This window comes from Stenotrophomonas sp. WED208 (genome assembly GCF_040984485.1).
Taxonomy (GTDB): Bacteria; Pseudomonadota; Gammaproteobacteria; order Xanthomonadales; family Xanthomonadaceae; genus Stenotrophomonas; species Stenotrophomonas riyadhensis.
Genome location: NZ_JAZARB010000001.1, coordinates 2,711,200 through 2,729,733, shown reverse-complemented (window position 1 = coordinate 2,729,733; position 18,534 = coordinate 2,711,200). Strand labels below are relative to the sequence as shown.

14 protein-coding genes are annotated in these 18,534 nt (G+C 63.4%); 10 read left to right on the top strand and 4 right to left on the bottom strand.

All coding sequences use genetic code 11. The annotated features are described in order from the left end of the window. Window positions 1-16: 16 nt before the first annotated feature. Window positions 17-1,414 (top strand): ribosome biogenesis GTPase Der, encoded by a 1,398-nt coding sequence (gene der, locus VPH47_RS12165; protein WP_014036905.1) that lies wholly within the window; start codon window positions 17-19, stop codon window positions 1,412-1,414. A 263-nt stretch (window positions 1,415-1,677) separates the two neighbouring features. Here der and VPH47_RS12160 read toward each other — a convergent pair whose 3' ends face one another. From VPH47_RS12160 to VPH47_RS12145, 4 genes are all read right to left on the bottom strand, one after another. Further along, a complete protein-coding gene (locus VPH47_RS12160) occupies window positions 1,678-2,895 on the bottom strand; it encodes an amidase family protein (RefSeq protein WP_180855395.1) in 1,218 nt (405 codons plus the stop codon). A gap of 139 nt (window positions 2,896-3,034) precedes the next feature. Further along, window positions 3,035-3,817, bottom strand: coding sequence for a lysine transporter LysE (locus VPH47_RS12155; RefSeq protein WP_368850921.1), 783 nt, complete (start codon window positions 3,815-3,817; stop codon window positions 3,035-3,037). A 94-nt stretch (window positions 3,818-3,911) separates the two neighbouring features. Beyond that, on the bottom strand, window positions 3,912-4,547 hold the full coding sequence (locus VPH47_RS12150) for a LysE family translocator (RefSeq protein ID WP_368850920.1): 636 nt from the start codon (window positions 4,545-4,547) through the stop codon (window positions 3,912-3,914). 74 nt (window positions 4,548-4,621) lie between these two features. Next, window positions 4,622-5,437: a helix-turn-helix domain-containing protein gene (locus tag VPH47_RS12145; protein ID WP_368850919.1), complete on the bottom strand. Its 816-nt coding sequence runs from the start codon at window positions 5,435-5,437 to the stop codon at window positions 4,622-4,624. A gap of 89 nt (window positions 5,438-5,526) precedes the next feature. On the opposite strand from VPH47_RS12145, the gene moeB reads away from it, so the two are divergent. The 9 genes from moeB to VPH47_RS12100 all read left to right on the top strand — a co-directional run bounded on the left by moeB (window position 5,527) and on the right by VPH47_RS12100 (window position 18,533). Continuing rightward, window positions 5,527-6,663, top strand: coding sequence for a molybdopterin-synthase adenylyltransferase MoeB (gene moeB / locus VPH47_RS12140; protein ID WP_368850917.1), 1,137 nt, complete (start codon window positions 5,527-5,529; stop codon window positions 6,661-6,663). A 249-nt stretch (window positions 6,664-6,912) separates the two neighbouring features. Further along, window positions 6,913-8,745 (top strand): monovalent cation:proton antiporter-2 (CPA2) family protein, encoded by a 1,833-nt coding sequence (locus VPH47_RS12135; RefSeq protein ID WP_101765321.1) that lies wholly within the window; start codon window positions 6,913-6,915, stop codon window positions 8,743-8,745. Window positions 8,746-8,962: 217 nt separating this feature from the next. Continuing rightward, complete coding sequence (folD, locus tag VPH47_RS12130) at window positions 8,963-9,841, top strand: bifunctional methylenetetrahydrofolate dehydrogenase/methenyltetrahydrofolate cyclohydrolase FolD (protein WP_368850916.1); 879 nt, start codon at window positions 8,963-8,965, stop codon at window positions 9,839-9,841. A gap of 485 nt (window positions 9,842-10,326) precedes the next feature. Next, a complete protein-coding gene (gene guaB / locus VPH47_RS12125) occupies window positions 10,327-11,784 on the top strand; it encodes an IMP dehydrogenase (protein WP_197651510.1) in 1,458 nt (485 codons plus the stop codon). Between the two features lie 107 nt (window positions 11,785-11,891). Then, window positions 11,892-12,368 (top strand): hypothetical protein, encoded by a 477-nt coding sequence (locus VPH47_RS12120; RefSeq protein WP_368851586.1) that lies wholly within the window; start codon window positions 11,892-11,894, stop codon window positions 12,366-12,368. Beyond that, complete coding sequence (gene guaA, locus VPH47_RS12115; protein ID WP_054171531.1) at window positions 12,365-13,930, top strand: glutamine-hydrolyzing GMP synthase; 1,566 nt, start codon at window positions 12,365-12,367, stop codon at window positions 13,928-13,930. Before VPH47_RS12120 ends, guaA begins: the two co-directional genes overlap by 4 nt. Before the next feature lie 247 nt (window positions 13,931-14,177). Next, window positions 14,178-15,170 carry a restriction endonuclease gene (locus VPH47_RS12110; protein WP_317223414.1) on the top strand — a complete coding sequence of 331 codons (993 nt, stop codon included), beginning with the start codon at window positions 14,178-14,180 and terminating at the stop codon, window positions 15,168-15,170. A gap of 296 nt (window positions 15,171-15,466) precedes the next feature. Next, a complete protein-coding gene (locus VPH47_RS12105; protein ID WP_368850915.1) occupies window positions 15,467-17,182 on the top strand; it encodes a type I restriction-modification system subunit M in 1,716 nt (571 codons plus the stop codon). Window positions 17,183-17,210: 28 nt separating this feature from the next. After that, window positions 17,211-18,533 carry a restriction endonuclease subunit S gene (locus VPH47_RS12100; RefSeq protein WP_368850914.1) on the top strand — a complete coding sequence of 441 codons (1,323 nt, stop codon included), beginning with the start codon at window positions 17,211-17,213 and terminating at the stop codon, window positions 18,531-18,533. Window position 18,534: the final 1 nt, after the last annotated feature.

The following is an 18,534-nucleotide window of genomic DNA, read 5'->3' as shown; positions in this document are numbered from 1 at the left end:
AATTGGAGTAATCGCGATGCTGCCTTTGGTCGCCCTGGTTGGACGGCCGAATGTCGGCAAGTCGACTATTTTCAATGCGCTTACGCGCACCCGTGACGCGCTGGTCCATGACCAGCCCGGCGTCACCCGCGACCGCAACTACGGTGTCTGCCGTCTGGACGAGGACAATCATTTCCTCGTCGTCGACACCGGCGGTATCGCGGAAGAGGAAGAGGGACTGGCGGGGGCTACCACCCGCCAGGCCCGCGCCGCTGCAGCGGAAGCTGACCTGATCCTGTTCGTGGTCGACGCCCGTGAGGGAACGTCGGCGATGGACGACGAGATCCTGGCCTGGCTGCGCAAGCTGTCGCGCCCGACGCTGCTGCTGATCAACAAGATCGACGGCACCGACGAGGACACCGTGCGTTCGGAATTCGCCCGTTACGGCTTCGGCGAGATGCTGACCGTGTCGGCCGCGCATCGCCAGGGTCTGGACGACCTGCTGGACGAAGTGATCCAGCGCCTGCCCGAAGAAGGCAGCGGCGAAGAGCTGGACAACGATCCGAACCGCATCCGCATCGCCTTCGTCGGCCGCCCGAACGTGGGCAAGTCGACCCTGGTCAACCGCATCCTCGGCGAGGAGCGCATGATCGCCTCCGACGTGCCGGGCACCACCCGCGACTCGATCGCCGTGGACCTGGAGCGTGACGGCCGCGAATACCGCCTGATCGATACCGCCGGCCTGCGCCGTCGTTCGCGCGTGGACGAGGTCGTCGAGAAGTTCTCGGTGGTCAAGACCATGCAGTCGATCGAGCAGTGCCAGGTGGCCGTGCTGATGCTCGACGCCACCGAAGGCGTGACCGACCAGGACGCCACCGTGCTCGGTGCCGTGCTCGACGCCGGCCGCGCGCTGGTGATCGCCATCAACAAGTGGGATGGCCTGACCGAGTACCAGCGCGAGCAGGCCGAAACCATGCTGTCGCTGAAGCTGGGCTTCGTGCCGTGGGCCGAGTCCGTGCGCATCTCGGCCAAGCATGGCTCGGGCCTGCGTGAGCTGTTCCGTGCGGTGCACCGCGCGCACGAATCGGCGAACAAGACCTTCACCACCAGCGAAGTGAACAAGGCGCTGGAAGTGGCGTACGAGACCAACCCGCCGCCGACCATCCGCGGCCACGTCTCCAAGCTGCGCTATGTGCATCCGGCCGGTGCAAACCCGCCGACCTTCATCGTGCACGGCACGCGCCTGAAGGAGCTGCAGGAGTCGTACAAGCGCTACCTGGAAAACTTCTTCCGCAAGCGCTTCAAGCTGATCGGCACGCCGGTGAGCTTCATCTTCCGCGAGGGTACCAACCCGTACGAGGGCAAGAAGAACGTCCTCACCGAGCGGCAGGTCAAGGCCAAGCGGCGCTTGATGAAGCACGTCAAGGGCAAGTGATGCAGAAGAAGGCGGCCTGAGGGCCGCCTTTTTCGTTTGTGGTGGTGTCGGCCGCTGGCCGGCAATCCCCCGTGTTCGCAGATACCGGCCGAGGCGGTCCGGCGCCACGTGCCCGACAATGCGGCCTCGAGCATCGAAGAGCTTTCCCCCACGTGAGCGCCTGGCCTACGGCGCCGTGCTGATTGATGTGCGCTAGGCGGTCGCTGGGGGACCTACCTCGATGTGGAACTCGACGAGGGGACCTTTCAGCGACGGGATTCGACTTATGCAATTCCTTCTATCATCTGCCTGGCTGAGGCCAGCAGGAATTCATCCTGATAGTGACCGGCGGCAACAGAGAGTCCAACCGGGCAATTGTCGATAGTCAGCAACGGCATGGAAATCTCTGGCAGCCGCGCGACACCGGAAAAGGCGGTGATCGCCATTGTCCTATCGTAGAAGTCCAGCACGGCCTCCAGCGTCGTCAGCGATCCCTTGAGGGGGGCAATGACCGGCGTCGTGGGGAAGCAGATGACGGTTCCGGGCATGAGGCAAGCATTGATCCTCTCGAAGAACCATTCGCAGCGGGTGATGCTGTCGAGTGCGGTAAGCCGGTCGAACGATTGCACATTTCCATACGCCATGGAGAAGGCAAAGCCAAGCTCGGGCTTGTGTGTTTCGATCCAGTTGCCGACCGTGCTCTGGAATTCGGCCGTCTGCAGATTCCGCAGCGCCTTCACATTGCAATCGACTAGCGGAACGTCCGCGCCGACGATCTGCGAGAAGCGGACTGTCTCCGGCACGATGCCGGTGCGGGTGGCGATCGCCTGCAAGGCGGCATCCGCCTGGTTTCTCACTGCTTCGTCAGCAATGTCCAGCGCATCGGCGAGGACCAGGATACGTTGCAGCGGCGCCGGCTGGCTTGAGCTGCTGCGCAGCAAAACCCGTGTCGCTGCATCGAGCAGGTTCAATGATGCAGCAACGACGCCCACCGTGCTGACGCTCGGCATGAAGGGCAGCACGCCGGCTTCGGAAATCCGGTGCAGGGATGGGCGCATGCCCCAGATGCCGCACAGGCTCGCAGGAACACGGATCGAGCCGCCCGAATCGGTGCCGATTGAGAAATCGGCCACGCCATTGGCGACCGACGCTGCAGATCCACTTGAAGAGCCGCCGGGAATGCGATCTGGAGCCTTGGCATTCACCGGCGTGCCGAAGAATTGGCTTTCGCCGTCGAGGCTATACGTGAATTCGTCCGCGACGACCTTGCCTACGCAGCGCGCGCCCGCAGCCAATACCTGATCGACGCAAAGCGCATTGAGCTTCGGCGCAGGATGCCTGGCCCGCCAGGCCGGGCTGCCATAGGAGGTCTTATGACCCGCCAGATCGATATTGTCCTTCACCGTGAAGGTTGTTCCCTCCAAAGACCCTGCTCCAAGCGGTGCTATGTCGATCCTTTCGACGATCGAGCCGGACGGATCATCAGGGTAACTACTGTGCATGCTCATCTCGTGGTGGGTTCCGAAGCGTTGTGACGATTGTCCGTGCGAACATCGGCCTAAGAGTATGAAACCCGAGGACTGCTGTTGCGGGCGCGCTGGGGGCGCCAGCCAGGTATGGGTTTGGTTCTCGATGTCTCGATCAGGGCGAACTGCTGCGACGAGCGCGGCAATGAGGCAACGCGCATGGCATGCCTCGACCGCGCCGCGATGTTGAAGCCGGTTGCACCTGACTTGTGGCAGGGATCGATTCCGGCAGCTGCACCTGCCCCGTGATGCTTGCCCAGACCAGGGTCGTACCCAGTGCACCTGCCAGGTACGCCACCGACACCGCCCCGATCAGCAGGCCCGTGGCATGCTCCAGCCATGGAAGCAATCGGCAACACCCCTGTGCCCAGCGCGGATGGCTGCCGAGCCACGCCATCAGCAGGCCGAGCGACAGCGCGACGCCACTCAGGCCGGCCACGTAAGCGGCCTGGGTGCCCGTGTCGGCAACGAGGCCGGTAACCAGGGCTGCAATCGCGAACTGCAGCATCCAGTTGCTGCTGCTGGCGAGCGCCAGCAGGCATCCTGCTTCGGCGTGCGGCCAACGGGAGCGAGCGCGCAGGCCCCAGGGCATCTGCAGGGAAAGCGGAGAGAAAGGGGTCAAGCCTGCGTCGCGCAGGCACATGCCCGCCAGGCGCAGCAGCAGGAGGCAGCCCGCGCACTGCATCGCCAGCGTCCACAGGCCGCGGTTTCCCAGCATGCCCGCTGCAACGAAAGCCGTCGCACAGATGACGCCCGTACCGATGGCGATACCGAACGACGCGGCCATGGCGGCGTGCCCGCCCGCGCCCATCGCGGTGCGCAGGATCTTCGCGTGATTCGAAGCAGGCAGGAGCATGGCGAAGCCGTACAGCACCGCGACGATGAAGAACTGCTGCACGTAAACCTGCCACTGACCTACAGAAAGTGCAGAGTGTGGGCGGGTGTGAACGCGAGGTATTGAACGCCATTGCGACAGGTGCGAATCGCCGGCATCAGCCGGCCCACAGCGACACGACGATCCATAGCGCCAGCGCGATCATCAGAAGCCCTGCGGCCCGCTCCAGCCAGGGCAGGGCGTGTGCGAACCGACCCAGTACCCATGGATGGCCGACCAGCGCGGCGACCAGCAGATCCCAAAGCAGGACGATGCCGAACATCCACGCGCCATAGAAGAATTTCGTTGCGGTGTTGGCCTGCGGGCCGTTGAGCATTGCCGCCAACGTTGCGTAGAACAGCGCATTCTTCGGGTTCAGCAGCGCAGACAGGACGCCCAGCCCTGCCGCCTTCCACCATCCATGGGTACCGCCCGCTGGCGATCCGGCGGCAGCGTCAGCTGCCTGCAGCGTCGTCGAGCCCGCATGGCGCAGGAACAGCGTGCCGAGGTACAGCAGGAAGCCGCAGCCCGCCAACTGCACCGCAATGAACCCTGCGCTGCCCGCGCGCAGCAGGGCGATTCCGGTGAAAGCCGCCACGATGAAGACGCCGTTGCCGACGGCGATGCCTGCGCAGGCGCCACTGGCGGTGCGCCAGCCAGAGGTGATCGCGGTGCGTGCAACGAGGAAGAAATCGGGACCGGGTGAGAGCAGGGCGAGAAAATGTACGGTGGCGATGATCAGGAACTGTTCCATCGGGTCCGGCGGCGGCTGGCTGGGGCGCCAGTCTGGGGATGTGCCGCGCAGTGGTATTGAACGTTATTGCAGGCTCAGCGCCGGTACTGGCCCGGGGTTGCACCGGCGTGGGCCTTGAAGACCCGCTGGAAATGACTCTGGTCGGCGAAACCCAGCGCATGCGCGACCGCGGCCAGCGCCTGACCTTCGCACAACCGTCGGCGCGCCTCCTGGATGCGCTGGTCGATCTGCCAGGCGTGTGGGGTCAGGCCCGTGGCACGCCGGAAGGCGCGGATCAGCTGGTAGCGGCTCATGCCTGCCAGTGGTGCGAGCTCCTGCAGGGCCGGGGTGTGTTCGAGCCGCTGGCGCAGAAGGTCCATCACCGGCTGCAGCCGCTGCTGTAGTGCGGCATCTTCAGGCGGGCCGGCGACGGCTACACCATCGTGTTCATCCAGATCGCCGACGAACGCGATCAGGGCCGCTTCCTTGACGCAGACCGGATCATCGGAGAACAGCGTCTCGTTGAGCTGGCAGTACTGCTGGTAGCGCAGGCGATGGCTGGAAATCCGGATCGGTTCCTGCTGCCAGTCGGGCCCGGGCAGGCCGTCGTACTCGGCGCGGACCTCGGCCATCCAGCGCGCATCCAGGTGCAGCATCTGGTAGCTCCAGACCTGGCCGGGCAGGGGGTTGCAGGCATGCACGCGGCCTGCGGGTACGCCGACCAGGCTGCCGGGCTGCAGCAGGCGCGGTCCTTCCGCGGCGCCGGTGAACACGCTGCTGCCGGCGTCCACGGCGCCGATCGAGAAGGTGTCATGGCTGTGCGGGCGATGGCAGGCGCGGCTGTCGCACGCCCGTCGGCTTTCGACGAAGGGCATGCGCGGGTCACGCCAGAATTCGGTGGCAGAGCGCATGCAGCGGTTCCGGGATGCAAGGGGCAACGCCCGCATGGTGCCATGTTCGGGGCAAGGCGCGTCGAGGGTGTCTGCGCGATAATGCGGCCATGAGCATTCAAGAGCTTTCCCCCGCGCAGGCGCGCGAGCGCCTGGCCCATGGCGCCGTGCTGATCGATGTGCGCGAGGCGCATGAACGGGCCGGGGGCATGGCCGAGGGCGCGCGCGGCGTGGCCAAGGGCGAGCTGCAGGCCGACCCGGCCGCGCATCTGCCGCGACTCGACCAGGAAATCCTGCTGATCTGCCAGAGCGGCAAGCGCTCGGCCGATGCCGCGCAGTTCCTGCTGCAGGCCGGCTACACAAACGTCGCTTCCGTGACGGGCGGCACCGTGGCCTGGCGCGAGCAGTCGCTGCCGCTGGTGCAGCCGCTGGCCAGCGCCGCCGACCGCGATTTCTACGACCGCTATTCGCGCCACCTGCTGCTGCCGCAGGTGGGCGAGGCCGGCCAGCGCCGGCTGCAGCAGTCGCGCGTGCTGGTGCTGGGCGCGGGTGGGCTGGGCGCACCGGCTGGGTTCTACCTGGCCGCGGCTGGGGTAGGGCACCTGCGCTTTGCCGACCACGACCGGGTGGAGCGCAGCAACCTGCATCGGCAGATCGTGCATACCGAAGCCAGCGTCGGCCAGCTCAAGGTTGACTCCGCGCGCGAGCGGCTGCTGGCGCTGAACCCGTCGATCGAGGTCGAGGCGGTGCCGGAGCGGGTCACCTCCGAGAACGTGGATGCGCTGCTGGAGGGCGTGGACGTGGTGCTGGATGGGTCGGACAACTTCCCGCTGCGCTACCTGCTCAACGACGCCTGCATCAAGCACGCCAAGCCGCTGGTGTATGCCGCCATCGAACGCTTTGACGGCCAGGTAAGCGTGTTTGACGCTGGCCGCCAGCGTGGTGTGGCGCCGTGCTACCGCTGCCTGTTCCCCGAGCCGCCGCCGCCGGAATTCGCGCCGAACTGTTCCGAGGCCGGTGTGCTGGGTGTGCTGCCGGGATTGGCCGGTGTGCTGCAGGCTACCGAGGTGCTGAAGTTGCTGCTGGGCATCGGCGAGCCGCTGGTTGGTCGGCTGCTGCGCTTCGATGCGCTGGGCATGCGCTTCCGCGAGACCGGCATCCGGCCAGACCCGCAGTGCCCCGTGTGCGCGCCGGGCGTGCCATTCCCGGGGTATATCGATTACGCCGCGTTCTGCCGGGGTGGGTGAACCCGATCGGGGTGTGCATTGGTAGATGCCGACCTTGGTCGGCGCTTTCGTGCCAACCAAGGTTGGCACCCACCGAAGCGGGTGTACGGTTGCTCCCACTTGGGCGGGCGCATGGTTTCGGGATGATGCTGGGGGTCACTCCCGGCATCGTTCCACCTCCAAGACAATCCGACGCAGCATGCGTGCTATTGCCGTCATCGGCATTGCTCTATTGTTGAACCCGATTCTGGATCTTGGGGAAAACACCGCATGGCGGTAGAAGCAGCGACCAGCGAGCTGGTCAAGGTCGTCGCCCTGTTGGGCGCGGCGGTGGTGATGGTGCCTTTGTTCCGCCGGGCCGGCCTGGGCTCGGTGCTGGGCTACTTCGCCGCTGGCCTGGCGATCGGACCGTTCGGGCTGGGCTGGTTCTCAGATCCGCAGGCGATCCTGCATACCGCCGAGCTCGGCGTGGTGATGTTCCTGTTCGTGATCGGTCTGGAGATGCGGCCCTCGCACCTGTGGAGCCTGCGCAAGGAAATCTTCGGGCTGGGCACGCTGCAGATCGTTACCTGTGCGGTGGTGCTGACCAGCATCGCCAAGCTGTTCGGCCTGCCGTGGCAGGTGGCCTTCATCGGCGCTACCGGTTTCGTGCTGACCTCCACCGCGGTGGTGATGCAGCTGCTGGCCGAACGCGGCGACATCGCGCTGCCGTCGGGGCAGAAGATCGTCTCCATTCTGCTGTTTGAAGACCTGCTGATCGTACCGTTGCTGGCGCTGGTGGCGTGGATGGGCCCGAGCGCGGGCAGTGCCGACGGCGAGGGTTCTCGCTGGCTGTCGGTGGCGATCGGTGTCGGTGCCATCGTCGGCCTGGTGCTGGTCGGCCGCTTCCTGCTCAACCCGCTGTTCCGCGTGCTGGCCGAATCGAAGGCGCGCGAGGTGATGACCGCCGCCGCGCTGCTGGTGGTGCTGGGCGCCGCGCTGCTGATGCAGCTGTCCGGCCTGTCGATGGCGATGGGCGCGTTCCTCGCGGGTGTGCTGCTGAGCGAGTCGACCTTCCGCCACCAGATCGAAGCGGACATCGAGCCGTTCCGCGGCATTCTGCTCGGCCTGTTCTTCCTCAGTGTGGGCATGGCGCTGGACCTGAGCGTGGTGGCCGCGCACTGGCAGCTGATCCTCGGCCTGGTGCTGGCGTTGATGGCGGCCAAGGCGCTGTGCATCTACGTGGTCGCGCGCGTGATGGGTAGCGATCACGCGCAGGCGCTGGATCGCGGCGTGCTGATGGCGCAGGGTGGCGAGTTCGCCTTTGTGCTGTTCTCCGCCGCCGCATCGGCCGGCGTGATCGACCTGGAGATCAATGCCAACTTCACCGCCGTGGTGGTGCTGTCGATGGCGCTGACCCCGCTGGTGGTGCTGGTCTACAAACGCATCGCGCCGAAGCCGACGGTGAACATGGACGGCGTGGACGAGGCCGACGGCCTGTCCGGCAGCGTGCTGCTGATCGGCTTCGGCCGCTTCGGCCAGGTCGCCAGCCAATCGCTGCTGGCGCGCGACGTGGATGTGACCATCATCGACAACGATGTGGAGATGATCCAGAGCGCCGCGCGCTTCGGTTTCAAGATCTATTACGGCGATGGCACCCGCCTGGATGTGCTGCATGCCTCGGGTGCCGCGACTGCGCGTGCGATTGCGGTGTGCGTGGACAAGGCCGAGGCCGCAGACCGCATCGTCGAACTGGTGGCGCATGAATTCCCGCAGGCCAAGCTGATGGTGCGTTCGTTCGACCGCGAGCATTCGCTGCGGTTGATCCATGCCGGTGTCGATTTCCAGATCCGCGAGACGTTTGAATCGGCGGTGTTGTTTGGCCAGGCCGCGCTGGTGGAACTGGGTGCGGACGAAGACGATGCGGTGGAGATTGCCGAGCAGATCCGCCGCCGCGACGCCGAGCGTTTCGAGCTGGAGATTGCCGGTGGTGGTCTGAATGCCGGCGCGCGGATGATCTACGGCAACAGCCCGCAGGGCGTGCCGACGCCGACGCCGTTCACCGCACCGAAGCGGGAGAGCAAGACGCTGAACCCGCAGGATGTGCCGGAAGAAGAAGAGTAAGGCCCTGGTAGTGCCGGCCGCTGGCCGGCAGATACGGGAACGTTCCGACGTCATGAGGTTGCCGGCCAGCGGCCGGCACTACCGGAGGTTGGCAATCTGAGTCACCCCGGAGTCAGAGCCCTTTGCCTGCGGCAAAGGGATCCGACCCCATTCCGCGGTGGGCGAGGGGGCCTGAATCGGGGACAATAGCGTCCCCGCCGCCCCACGCCCGCTCCCGATGACCGATTCCTCCCCCCAGCTTCCTGCCCGCATCCTTGATGGCCGCCGTATCGCCGAGGACCTGCTCGACAGCCTGAAGGTGCGCGTCGACGCCCGCGTGGCCGCCGGTGGCAGCCGCCCGGGCCTGGCCGTGGTGCTGGTCGGTGGCGACCCGGCTTCGACCGTGTACGTGCGCAACAAGCGCCGTGCCGCCGAGAAGGTCGGCATCGAAGCGCATGACTACGATCTGCCGGCCGGTACCACCGAAGCCGAGCTGCTCGACCTGATCGACCAGCTCAATGCCGACCCGAAGATCAACGGCATCCTGATCCAGCTGCCGCTGCCGGGCATCCCCGACGCGCGCCGGCTGATCCAGCGCATCGACCCGCGCAAGGACGTGGACGGCTTCCACCCGGAAAACGTCGGCCACCTGGCCCTGCGCGAGTTCGGCCTGCGCCCGTGCACCCCGCGCGGCATCACCACGCTGCTGGGCCACACCGACCAGCCGGTGCGTGGCCGCAACGCCACCATCGTGGGCGTGAGCAACCACGTCGGCCGCCCGATGGGCCTGGAGCTGCTGATTGCCGGTTGCACCGTGACCAGCTGCCACAAGTTCACCCCCAAGGACGTGCTGGAACAGGCCGTGCGCAACGCCGACATCCTGGTGGTGGCGGTGGGCCGCCCGGGCATCGTGCCGGGCGAATGGGTGAAGCCGGGCGCGGTGGTGATCGATGTCGGCATCAACCGGTTGGATGACGGCCGGTTGGTGGGTGATGTCGGGTTTGAAGCGGCTGCCCAGCGGGCGAGCTGGATCACCCCGGTGCCGGGTGGCGTGGGTCCGATGACCGTGGCCACGTTGATGCAGAACACCCTGGAAGCCGCGGAAGCGCTGAGCTGACCTTTTGGGGTGGGTGCCGACCGTTGGTCGGCACAATGCTGGGGCAGGCCGATGACCCGCTCCTGGTAGGTGCCAACCTTGGTTGGCACACATCCATCGGGGCCATCTGGGGCACCGGTGCCGGACGGATCGTGCCAACCAAGGTTGGCACCTACCAAAAGCAGTTTCAGGACTGGCCCGAGTGAACCTCTTGAGGTGGGTGCCGACCGTTGTTCGGCACATTGCCGGGGCAGGCCGATGACCCGCTCCTGGTAGGTTCCAACCTTGGTTGGCACATCCATCGGGGCCATCAGCCCGTCTGGGGTCCAGGTGCCGGACGGGCCGTGCCAACCAAGGTTGGCACCTACCAAACGCGGTATGCCGTCGGCCCCGACGGCCCCCCTGAACCAATCGCCGCCCGCGCGACACTGCGTCGCATCTACCCCCTGCCACAGGGCGCGAAAAAGGGGTAAAATGTCGCGCTTCCCCACATCTCGGGTATGCCGATGCTGCGCATCCAGGCTGAAGCACTCACTTACGACGACGTCTCGCTCGTCCCCGCCCACTCGACCATCCTGCCCAAGGACGTCAACCTCGAAACGCGGTTGACTCGCGACCTGAAGCTGAAGCTTCCGATCCTGTCTGCAGCCATGGATACCGTCACCGAAGCCCGCCTGGCCATCGCCATGGCCCAGCTCGGCGGCATGGGCATCATCCACAAGAATCTCAGCCTGGAACAGCAGGCCGCGGAAGTGGCCAAGGTCAAGAAGTTCGAGGCCGGTGTCATCCGCGATCCGATCACCGTCGGCCCGGAAACCACCATCCGCGACGTGCTGGCCCTGACCCAGGCGCACAACATCTCCGGCGTGCCGGTGGTGGGCAGCGACGGCCTGCTGGCCGGCATCGTGACCCACCGCGACATGCGCTTCGAGACAGAGCTGGACGATCCGGTCCGCCACATCATGACCAAGAAGGATCGCCTGATCACGGTCAAGGAAGGCGCCGCGTCTGACGAAGTGCTGCAGCTGCTGCACCGCAATCGCATCGAAAAGGTGCTGGTGGTCAACGATTCGTTCGAACTGCGTGGCCTGATCACCGTCAAGGACATCCAGAAGAACACCGACTTCCCGAACGCTGCCAAGGATCTGTCGACCCGCCTGCTGGTCGGCGCCGCCGTCGGCGTGGGTGGCGATACCGATCGCCGCGTGGAAGCGCTGGTCGCCGCCGGCGTGGACGTGATCGTGGTCGATACCGCGCACGGCCATTCGCAGGGTGTGCTGGACCGCGTCAGCTGGGTCAAGAAGAGCTTCCCGAACGTGCAGGTCATCGGTGGCAACATCTGCACCGGCGAAGCCGCACTGGCGCTGCTGGACAGCGGCGCGGATGCGGTCAAGGTCGGCATCGGCCCGGGCTCGATCTGCACCACCCGTGTCGTCGCCGGTGTCGGCGTGCCGCAGGTTACTGCGATTGACCTGGTGGCCGAAGCGCTGCAGGACCGCATCCCGCTGATCGCCGACGGTGGCATCCGCTACTCGGGCGACATCGGCAAGGCGCTGGCCGCCGGTGCCTCGACCATCATGGTCGGTGGCCTGCTGGCTGGTACCGAGGAATCGCCGGGCGAGACCGAGCTGTACCAGGGCCGTTCGTACAAGAGCTACCGCGGCATGGGTTCGCTGGCCGCCATGGAGAAGGGGTCGAAGGACCGCTACTTCCAGGACGCCGCCACCGCCGACAAGCTGGTGCCGGAAGGCATCGAAGGCCGCGTGCCGTACCGCGGCCCGGTGGGCGGCATCATCCACCAGCTGATGGGCGGCCTGCGCGCCACCATGGGCTACGTGGGCTGCGCCACCATCGAAGACATGCGCAGCAAGCCCAAGTTCGTGAAGATCAGCGGCGCCGGCCAGCGTGAGAGCCACGTCCACGACGTGACCATCACCAAAGAGCCGCCGAACTACCGCGCCTGATGCGCTTGCGAACTGCTCTTGCGATTACGGGCAGCCTGCTGATGGCAGGCTGTTCGTTGTCCGAACCGCCGCCGCGCTCCGGGTCTCCGGGCGCGGCGGTTTCGCAATTGCAGGACGTGCAGGCGTGCCAGAGCGCGTTCTCGCTGCCGAAGGGCTGGCAGGTGCAGGCCGCTGGCGAGCAGCGTTGGCTGCTGAAAGGTACTGGCGAGCGCCCGCTGCAGGTCACGCTGCAATGCATTACCGAGCTGCTGCACGGGCCGGATGATCCGGTGCTGACGCCGGTACTGGGCGCGCTGGAGCCCGCACGGATGAGCGTGCGCTGGGCGTCCTGGGGCGCTGCGGATTCGGGCGTCTCGATGGCGGCGCTGCAACGGCGCATCGTGCCCGGCACCGAAGTGCAGGAAATCGCCGAGCTGCCGCGCGCCGACCGCTCCAACCCCAACGCACCGCATGGCCTGCTGATGCTGCGCTGGGACGAGGAAGACCCCTCACATATTCAACAACGCGAGGCGTTCATCGCCACGCTGACGCAGAGCCTTGAAGCGCCGGGCGCTGCGAAAAACACCACTGGAACGGCACCATGACCAACATCCATAACGACAAGATCCTCATCCTCGATTTCGGCGCGCAGTACACGCAGCTGATCGCCCGCCGCATCCGCGAGCTGGGCGTCTACTGCGAAATCTGGGCGTGGGACCACAACCCGGCCGAGATCGCCGCGTTCGGCGCCAAGGGCATCATCCTGTCCGGTGGCCCGGAATCGACCACGCTGCCGGGCGCCCCGGCCGCGCCGCAGGAAGTGTTCGACAGCGGCCTGCCGATCTTCGGCATCTGTTACGGCATGCAGACCCTGGCCGCGCAGCTGGGCGGTGCCACCGAAGCGGCTGACCAGCGCGAATTCGGCCACGCCGAAGTGAACGTGATCAACCCCGATGCACTGTTCAAGGGCCTGAGCGACCACGGCGGCGAGCCGAAGCTGAATGTCTGGATGAGCCACGGCGACCACGTCTCCGTTGCGCCGCCGGGCTTCACCATCACCGCCACCACCGACCGCATTCCGGTGGCCGCCATGGCCAACGAAGAAAAGCGCTGGTACGGCGTGCAGTTCCACCCGGAAGTGACCCACACCCTGCAGGGCCAGGCGCTGCTGCGCCGCTTCGTGGTGGACGTGTGCGGCTGCCAGACCCTGTGGACCGCCGCCAACATCATCGACGACCAGATCGCCCGCGTGCGCGAACAGGTGGGCGATGACGAAGTGATCTTGGGCCTGTCCGGCGGCGTCGATTCGTCCGTGGTGGCTGCGCTGCTGCACAAGGCCATCGGCGAGAAGCTGACCTGCGTGTTCGTGGATACCGGCCTGCTGCGCTGGCAGGAAGGCGACCAGGTGATGGCGATGTTCGCCGAGCACATGGGCGTAAAGGTGGTACGCGTGAATGCCGCCGACCGTTACTTCAGCGCGCTGGAAGGCGTGAGCGACCCGGAAGCCAAGCGCAAGATCATCGGCAACCTGTTCGTTGAGATCTTCGACGAAGAGTCGAACAAGCTGAAGAACGCCAAGTGGCTGGCGCAGGGCACCATCTACCCGGACGTGATCGAGTCGGCCGGCAGCAAGACCGGCAAGGCGCACGTGATCAAGAGCCACCACAACGTGGGCGGCCTGCCGGAGCACATGAAGCTGGGCCTGGTGGAGCCGCTGCGCGAGCTGTTCAAGGACGAAGTGCGCCGCTTGGGCGTTGAGCTCGGCCTGCCGCGCACCATGGTCTACCGCCATCCGTTCCCGGGCCCGGGCCTGGGCGTGCGGATTCTGGGCGAAGTGAAGCGTGAGTACGCTGAGCTGCTGGCCAAGGCCGATGCCATCTTCATTGATGAGCTGCGCAAGGCGGATCTGTACGACAAGACCAGCCAGGCGTTTGCCGTGTTCCTGCCGGTGAAGTCGGTGGGCGTGGTGGGCGACGCGCGGGCTTATGAGTGGGTGATTGCGCTGCGGGCCGTGGAGACGATCGACTTCATGACGGCGCACTGGGCGCATCTGCCGTATGAGTTCCTGGGGACGGTGAGCAACCGGATCATCAATGAGTTGCGGGGGGTGTCGCGGGTGGTTTATGACATCTCGGGGAAGCCGCCGGCGACCATTGAGTGGGAATGAGTTGAAAGAACGAGGGCGCCGAGAGGCGCCCTTGTTTTTTTTGAAGGGCCGGCCCATCAGTTGAGCCTAATGAGTAGGCCTAGCTGGGGCATTGACGACCATCGGGCGCTGATACAATGTCGCGGGTATCCAGTTCGCTAAGCTCCTGCCTCGTAGAGCCGCAGCTGCGAAATATGAATCCCTTCGTGCTGACAGCCGAGTTCTGGGGAGGGCTGGATTAATGGCATCGAGAACAGGAGGAGGCGCGATGGAACGGATGTGGATGGTTCGCGGCGATGGCGGCACCTTGTATGACGCTTTCCGTGAGCGCGGTGTGGTGGCTGTGGGCTGGAATCAGCTGGCTGCGCATGCCAAACCCGGCGTCGGTCGAAAACAGCTGATCGGCCTCTATCAGGCAGCTGAGCCCCAGGCCAAGCATGGCACGGTAGTGTCAGGCGCTTCTCAGGTCTGGCGCTTCGTCAATGACATCCGAGATGGCGATTGGGTTATTACCTATTCTCCTCCAAACCGCCTGTATTCGATCGGTAGGATTGCTGGTCCGGCCAAGCATTATGCCGACTGGACAGAGCAGGGCATGCCTTTGGCTCGAGACGTTCAATGGGGCGCGCAAGAATTGCCGCGCGATCATTTGGGCACCGGGACGAAGAACAGTCTTGGTTCCACCTTGACGTTGTTCGAGGTGCCGCGAGTTGCTGCTGCCGAAGTTCTCGCCGCTCTTCAGGGGCAGTCGGCCCCGATGGCCGATGATGAGGCGGACGAGGCAGTAGCAGATCCTCTGGCTGACATCGACTCTCAAGCGGTGGAGCGAATCAAAGACCGAGTCAACGAGCTTGACTGGGACGACATGCAGCAGCTCGTGGCGGGAATATTGCGCGCCATGGGCTACAAGACCCAGGTTTCTCCGCCAGGTTCAGATCGAGGTAAAGATATTGTTGCCTCGCCGGATGGGTTCGGATTCGAGCATCCGCGCATCGTCGTGGAGGTCAAGCACCGCAGGGGGCAGATGGGAAGTCAGGAGATTCGCAGCTTCCTCGGCGGCCGCCACAAGGATGATCGCGGGCTTTACGTAAGTACTGGGGGATTCACCAAGGACGCTCAGTATGAAGCAGATCGCGCTTCCATACCTCTGGCGATGTGGACGCTAGATCACGTGGTTCGCGCTCTGATTGAGCACTATGACGCTACAGACGCCGAAACCAAGCGAATTGTGCCGCTGAAGCGACTTTACTGGCCAGCCTAACATAAGAGGAATGGTAGGTGATTCCCCCCGAACAGAAGACCGAACAATGCAACTGAAGGTCGATTGCCTGCGGCAGTCGCGCTCGCAATAAGCGTCTGCTTGAAACGCCGGGCAGGCAGGGTAGTATCTTCTCACGCGCCAAACGGCAATTAGTCGGCTGCCGCATTAGCCCTGGCGCGGCCTCGGTAGCCTTGAGCGAGAACGTTTTTCCTTACGCAAACGCGACAACGGCCACCAAGCGAGAAGTTTATGGGGCTAGCAAGGAAGACAGACATGACGAAACACGGGACAAAAACATGAAACCCATCGAACAACAATTCTTCAACGACCTGGAAAAGAAGCTCTGGTCCGCAGCAGACAAGCTACGCTCAAACCTCGATGCGGCCGTTTACAAGCACGTCGTACTTGGGCTGATCTTCCTCAAATACGTTTCCGACTCCTTCGAAGAGCGGCAACGCGAGCTGCGCGAACAGTTTTCCAATCCGGACCATGACTACTACATGGCCCCAAACGAATACGGTTGCGAAGGCACTCAGGATTACGAGAAGAATATCACCGCCGAGCTTGAAGTCCGCGATTACTACACCGAGAAGAACGTGTTCTGGGTGCCGGCAGAGGCCCGTTGGCAAACCCTGCGCGATTGCGCTCAGCTGCCGCCGAAGGCGGGGCTGCCGTGGAACAAGCCGGGCAAGGACGAGCCGGAGGAAATGCGTTCGGTCGGATGGCTGATCGACAACGCCATGGAAGCCGTCGAGCGCGAGAACGTCCGGCTGAAGAACGTGCTCAACAAGGACTTCGCTCGCGTGCAGCTCGACTCCAGCAAGCTGGCCGGATTGATAAGCCACTTCTCGGATACTGACTTCAGCGCCAAGGAATACAGGGGGCAGCCGTTAGACCTGAAGTCCAAGGACATCCTCGGCCACGTCTACGAATATTTCCTGGGCCAGTTCGCCCTGGCCGAAGGCAAAAAGGGTGGCCAGTACTACACGCCCAAGAGCATCGTTACCCTGATCGCGGAAATGCTCCAGCCGTTCAAGGGCCGCGTCTACGACCCGGCTATGGGTTCCGGCGGCTTCTTCGTGCAGAGTGAGGAGTTCATTGAACAGCACGGCGGCAGGGCCATCAACGGTAAGAGTGGACAGATCAGCGTCTACGGGCAGGAGAGTAACCCCACGACTTGGCGACTAGCTGCGATGAACATGGCCATTCGCGGCATCGACTTCAACTTCGGTAGCGGCCCGGCCGACACCCTGCTCAACGACCTGCACCCGGACCTGCGCGCCGACTTTGTAATGGCCAACCCACCCTTCAATATGAAGGAATGGTGGAACGAAAAGTTGGCCAGCGACCCGCGCTGGATCGCTGGTACGCCGCCGCAAGGCAACGCCAACTTCGCTTGGCTGCAGCACATGCTGTATCACCTGGCGCCCACCGGCAGCATGGCGCTGCTGCTGGCCAACGGCTCCATGAGCTCCAATACCAACAACGAAGGCGAAATCCGCAAGCGGTTGGTCGAGGACGACTATGTCGAGTGCATGGTCGCGCTGCCGGGCCAGTTGTTCACCAACACCCAGATTCCGGCTTGCATCTGGCTCCTTACCCGCGACAAGCGAAACGGGTTTGCGCTCGACAAGAAGAAGCGCGACCGGCGTGGCGAGTTCCTGTTCATCGACGCCCGACAGTTAGGTTATATGAAGGATCGCGTGCTGCGCGATTTCACAAAGGACGACATCCAGAAAATCGCTGAGACTTTCCATGCCTGGCAGCAGGGCGAGGGATATGAGGATGTGCCCAGCTTCTGTTATTCTGCCACATTGAAAGACGTGCGCAACCATGAGCATGTGCTCACGCCGGGACGTTACGTGGGCGCGGCAGAGCAGGAGAATGATGGCGAACCCTTTGCCGACAAGATGCAGAGGCTGACCGGACAACTGGCGAAGCAGCTTGCGGAGGGTGCGAAGCTGGAGGCGGAGATCAAGAAGAATTTGGCGAGGCTGGGTTATGACCTCTAAGTGGAGATCAACAGCTTTCGGTGATTTGGTGGATTTTGTTTCCGAGAAGGCTAAGGCACAAGATGCAGTCTACGCAAAATACGTCTCCACTGAAAACATGCAGGCAGACTTTGGAGGCGTGGCAATAGCAGCAACCGTGCCCAAAAGTGGAAACGTGACGAAATTCAATCTCGGCGATACGCTGTTCTCAAATATTCGAACCTATTTCAAGAAAGTTTGGCTGGCAGAGTTTGATGGATATTGCTCAAATGATGTGTTGGTCTTTCGCACTAAAGACGAAATTGTATTGCATCCGGGATTCCTAAATGGCATTTGTCGGTGGGAAAAATTCACCGAGTTCAGCATTAGAACATCCAAAGGTGCAAAAATGCCGCGCGGAGATAAAGATGCGCTGGCACAGTTTAAATTTGAATTGCCGTCCATCGAAGAGCAGCGTGCGATAGCCAAAACAATTCGCTGTTTTGATAACAAGATCGACCTCAATCGCCGCATCAACCAAACTCTTGAAGCCATGGCGCAGGCCATCTTCAAATCTTGGTTTGTCGATTTCGATCCGGTCAAGGCCAAGATCGCGGCCATCGAACAGGGCGAAGACTCCCAGCGGGCCGCCATGCGCGCCATCAGCGGCAAGACCGACGCCGAACTCGACCAGATGCCACGCGAGCACCATGACCAGCTTGCCGCCACCGTCGCACTGTTTCCCGATGCCATGGAAGAGTCGGATTTGGGAGATATTCCGAAGGGATGGACGCACGGTGTTCTGGGTGATGTTTGCAGCTTTACGGCTGGTAGCGCATTTAAGCCCGAACATCAGGGAAGCACAGAGGGAGACTATCCGTTCATCAAGGTTAGTGATATGAATCTTGCTGGCAACGAGGTATTCATACAGTCAGCTAACAACTATGTGAGCAAAGCGCAGCAGTCTGAAATGAAAGCCAAACTTCACCCAATAGGGGCGACAGTTTTTGCCAAGATTGGCGTGGCGCTGATTTCGAATCGTCGAAGATTACTGACTGCCCCAACAATCATTGACAACAATTTGATGTCAGCCAGTCCTGTTGACGGTAAGTCGGGAGTATATTTTTTGTACTCGATGCTTAGCGCGATTGATTTCAATACACTGGTTTCAGGCACTGCTTTGCCATATCTCAATGTTTCTGACCTTAAGAAGATCCCTATTGTTCGTCCTTCGCACGACGTCAATTGTAATTTTGAGCGGAAAGCATCCTCGATTTTTTCGATGATGCAGGCGCTGACGGAACAAAGTTCAACTCTCGCAGATACTCGCGACAATTTGCTGCCTAAATTGCTATCGGGTGAAGTTGAGATTTATGAATCACTTGAGGGGTGAC

Bases quoted from the DNA above. Each gene is read 5' to 3' on its own strand.
- VPH47_RS12105 (WP_368850915.1), top strand. From the start codon at position 15,467: ATGAAACCCATCGAACAACAATTCTTCAACGACCTGGAAAAGAAGCTC.
- VPH47_RS12145 (WP_368850919.1), bottom strand. From the start codon at position 5,437: ATGCGCTCTGCCACCGAATTCTGGCGTGACCCGCGCATGCCCTTCGTC.
- VPH47_RS12135 (WP_101765321.1), top strand. From the start codon at position 6,913: ATGGCGGTAGAAGCAGCGACCAGCGAGCTGGTCAAGGTCGTCGCCCTG.
- guaA (WP_054171531.1), top strand. From the start codon at position 12,365: ATGACCAACATCCATAACGACAAGATCCTCATCCTCGATTTCGGCGCG.
- moeB (WP_368850917.1), top strand. From the start codon at position 5,527: ATGAGCATTCAAGAGCTTTCCCCCGCGCAGGCGCGCGAGCGCCTGGCC.
- guaB (WP_197651510.1), top strand. From the start codon at position 10,327: ATGCTGCGCATCCAGGCTGAAGCACTCACTTACGACGACGTCTCGCTC.
- VPH47_RS12150 (WP_368850920.1), bottom strand. From the start codon at position 4,547: ATGGAACAGTTCCTGATCATCGCCACCGTACATTTTCTCGCCCTGCTC.
- VPH47_RS12110 (WP_317223414.1), top strand. From the start codon at position 14,178: ATGGAACGGATGTGGATGGTTCGCGGCGATGGCGGCACCTTGTATGAC.
- folD (WP_368850916.1), top strand. From the start codon at position 8,963: ATGACCGATTCCTCCCCCCAGCTTCCTGCCCGCATCCTTGATGGCCGC.
- der (WP_014036905.1), top strand. From the start codon at position 17: ATGCTGCCTTTGGTCGCCCTGGTTGGACGGCCGAATGTCGGCAAGTCG.
- VPH47_RS12160 (WP_180855395.1), bottom strand. From the start codon at position 2,895: ATGCACAGTAGTTACCCTGATGATCCGTCCGGCTCGATCGTCGAAAGG.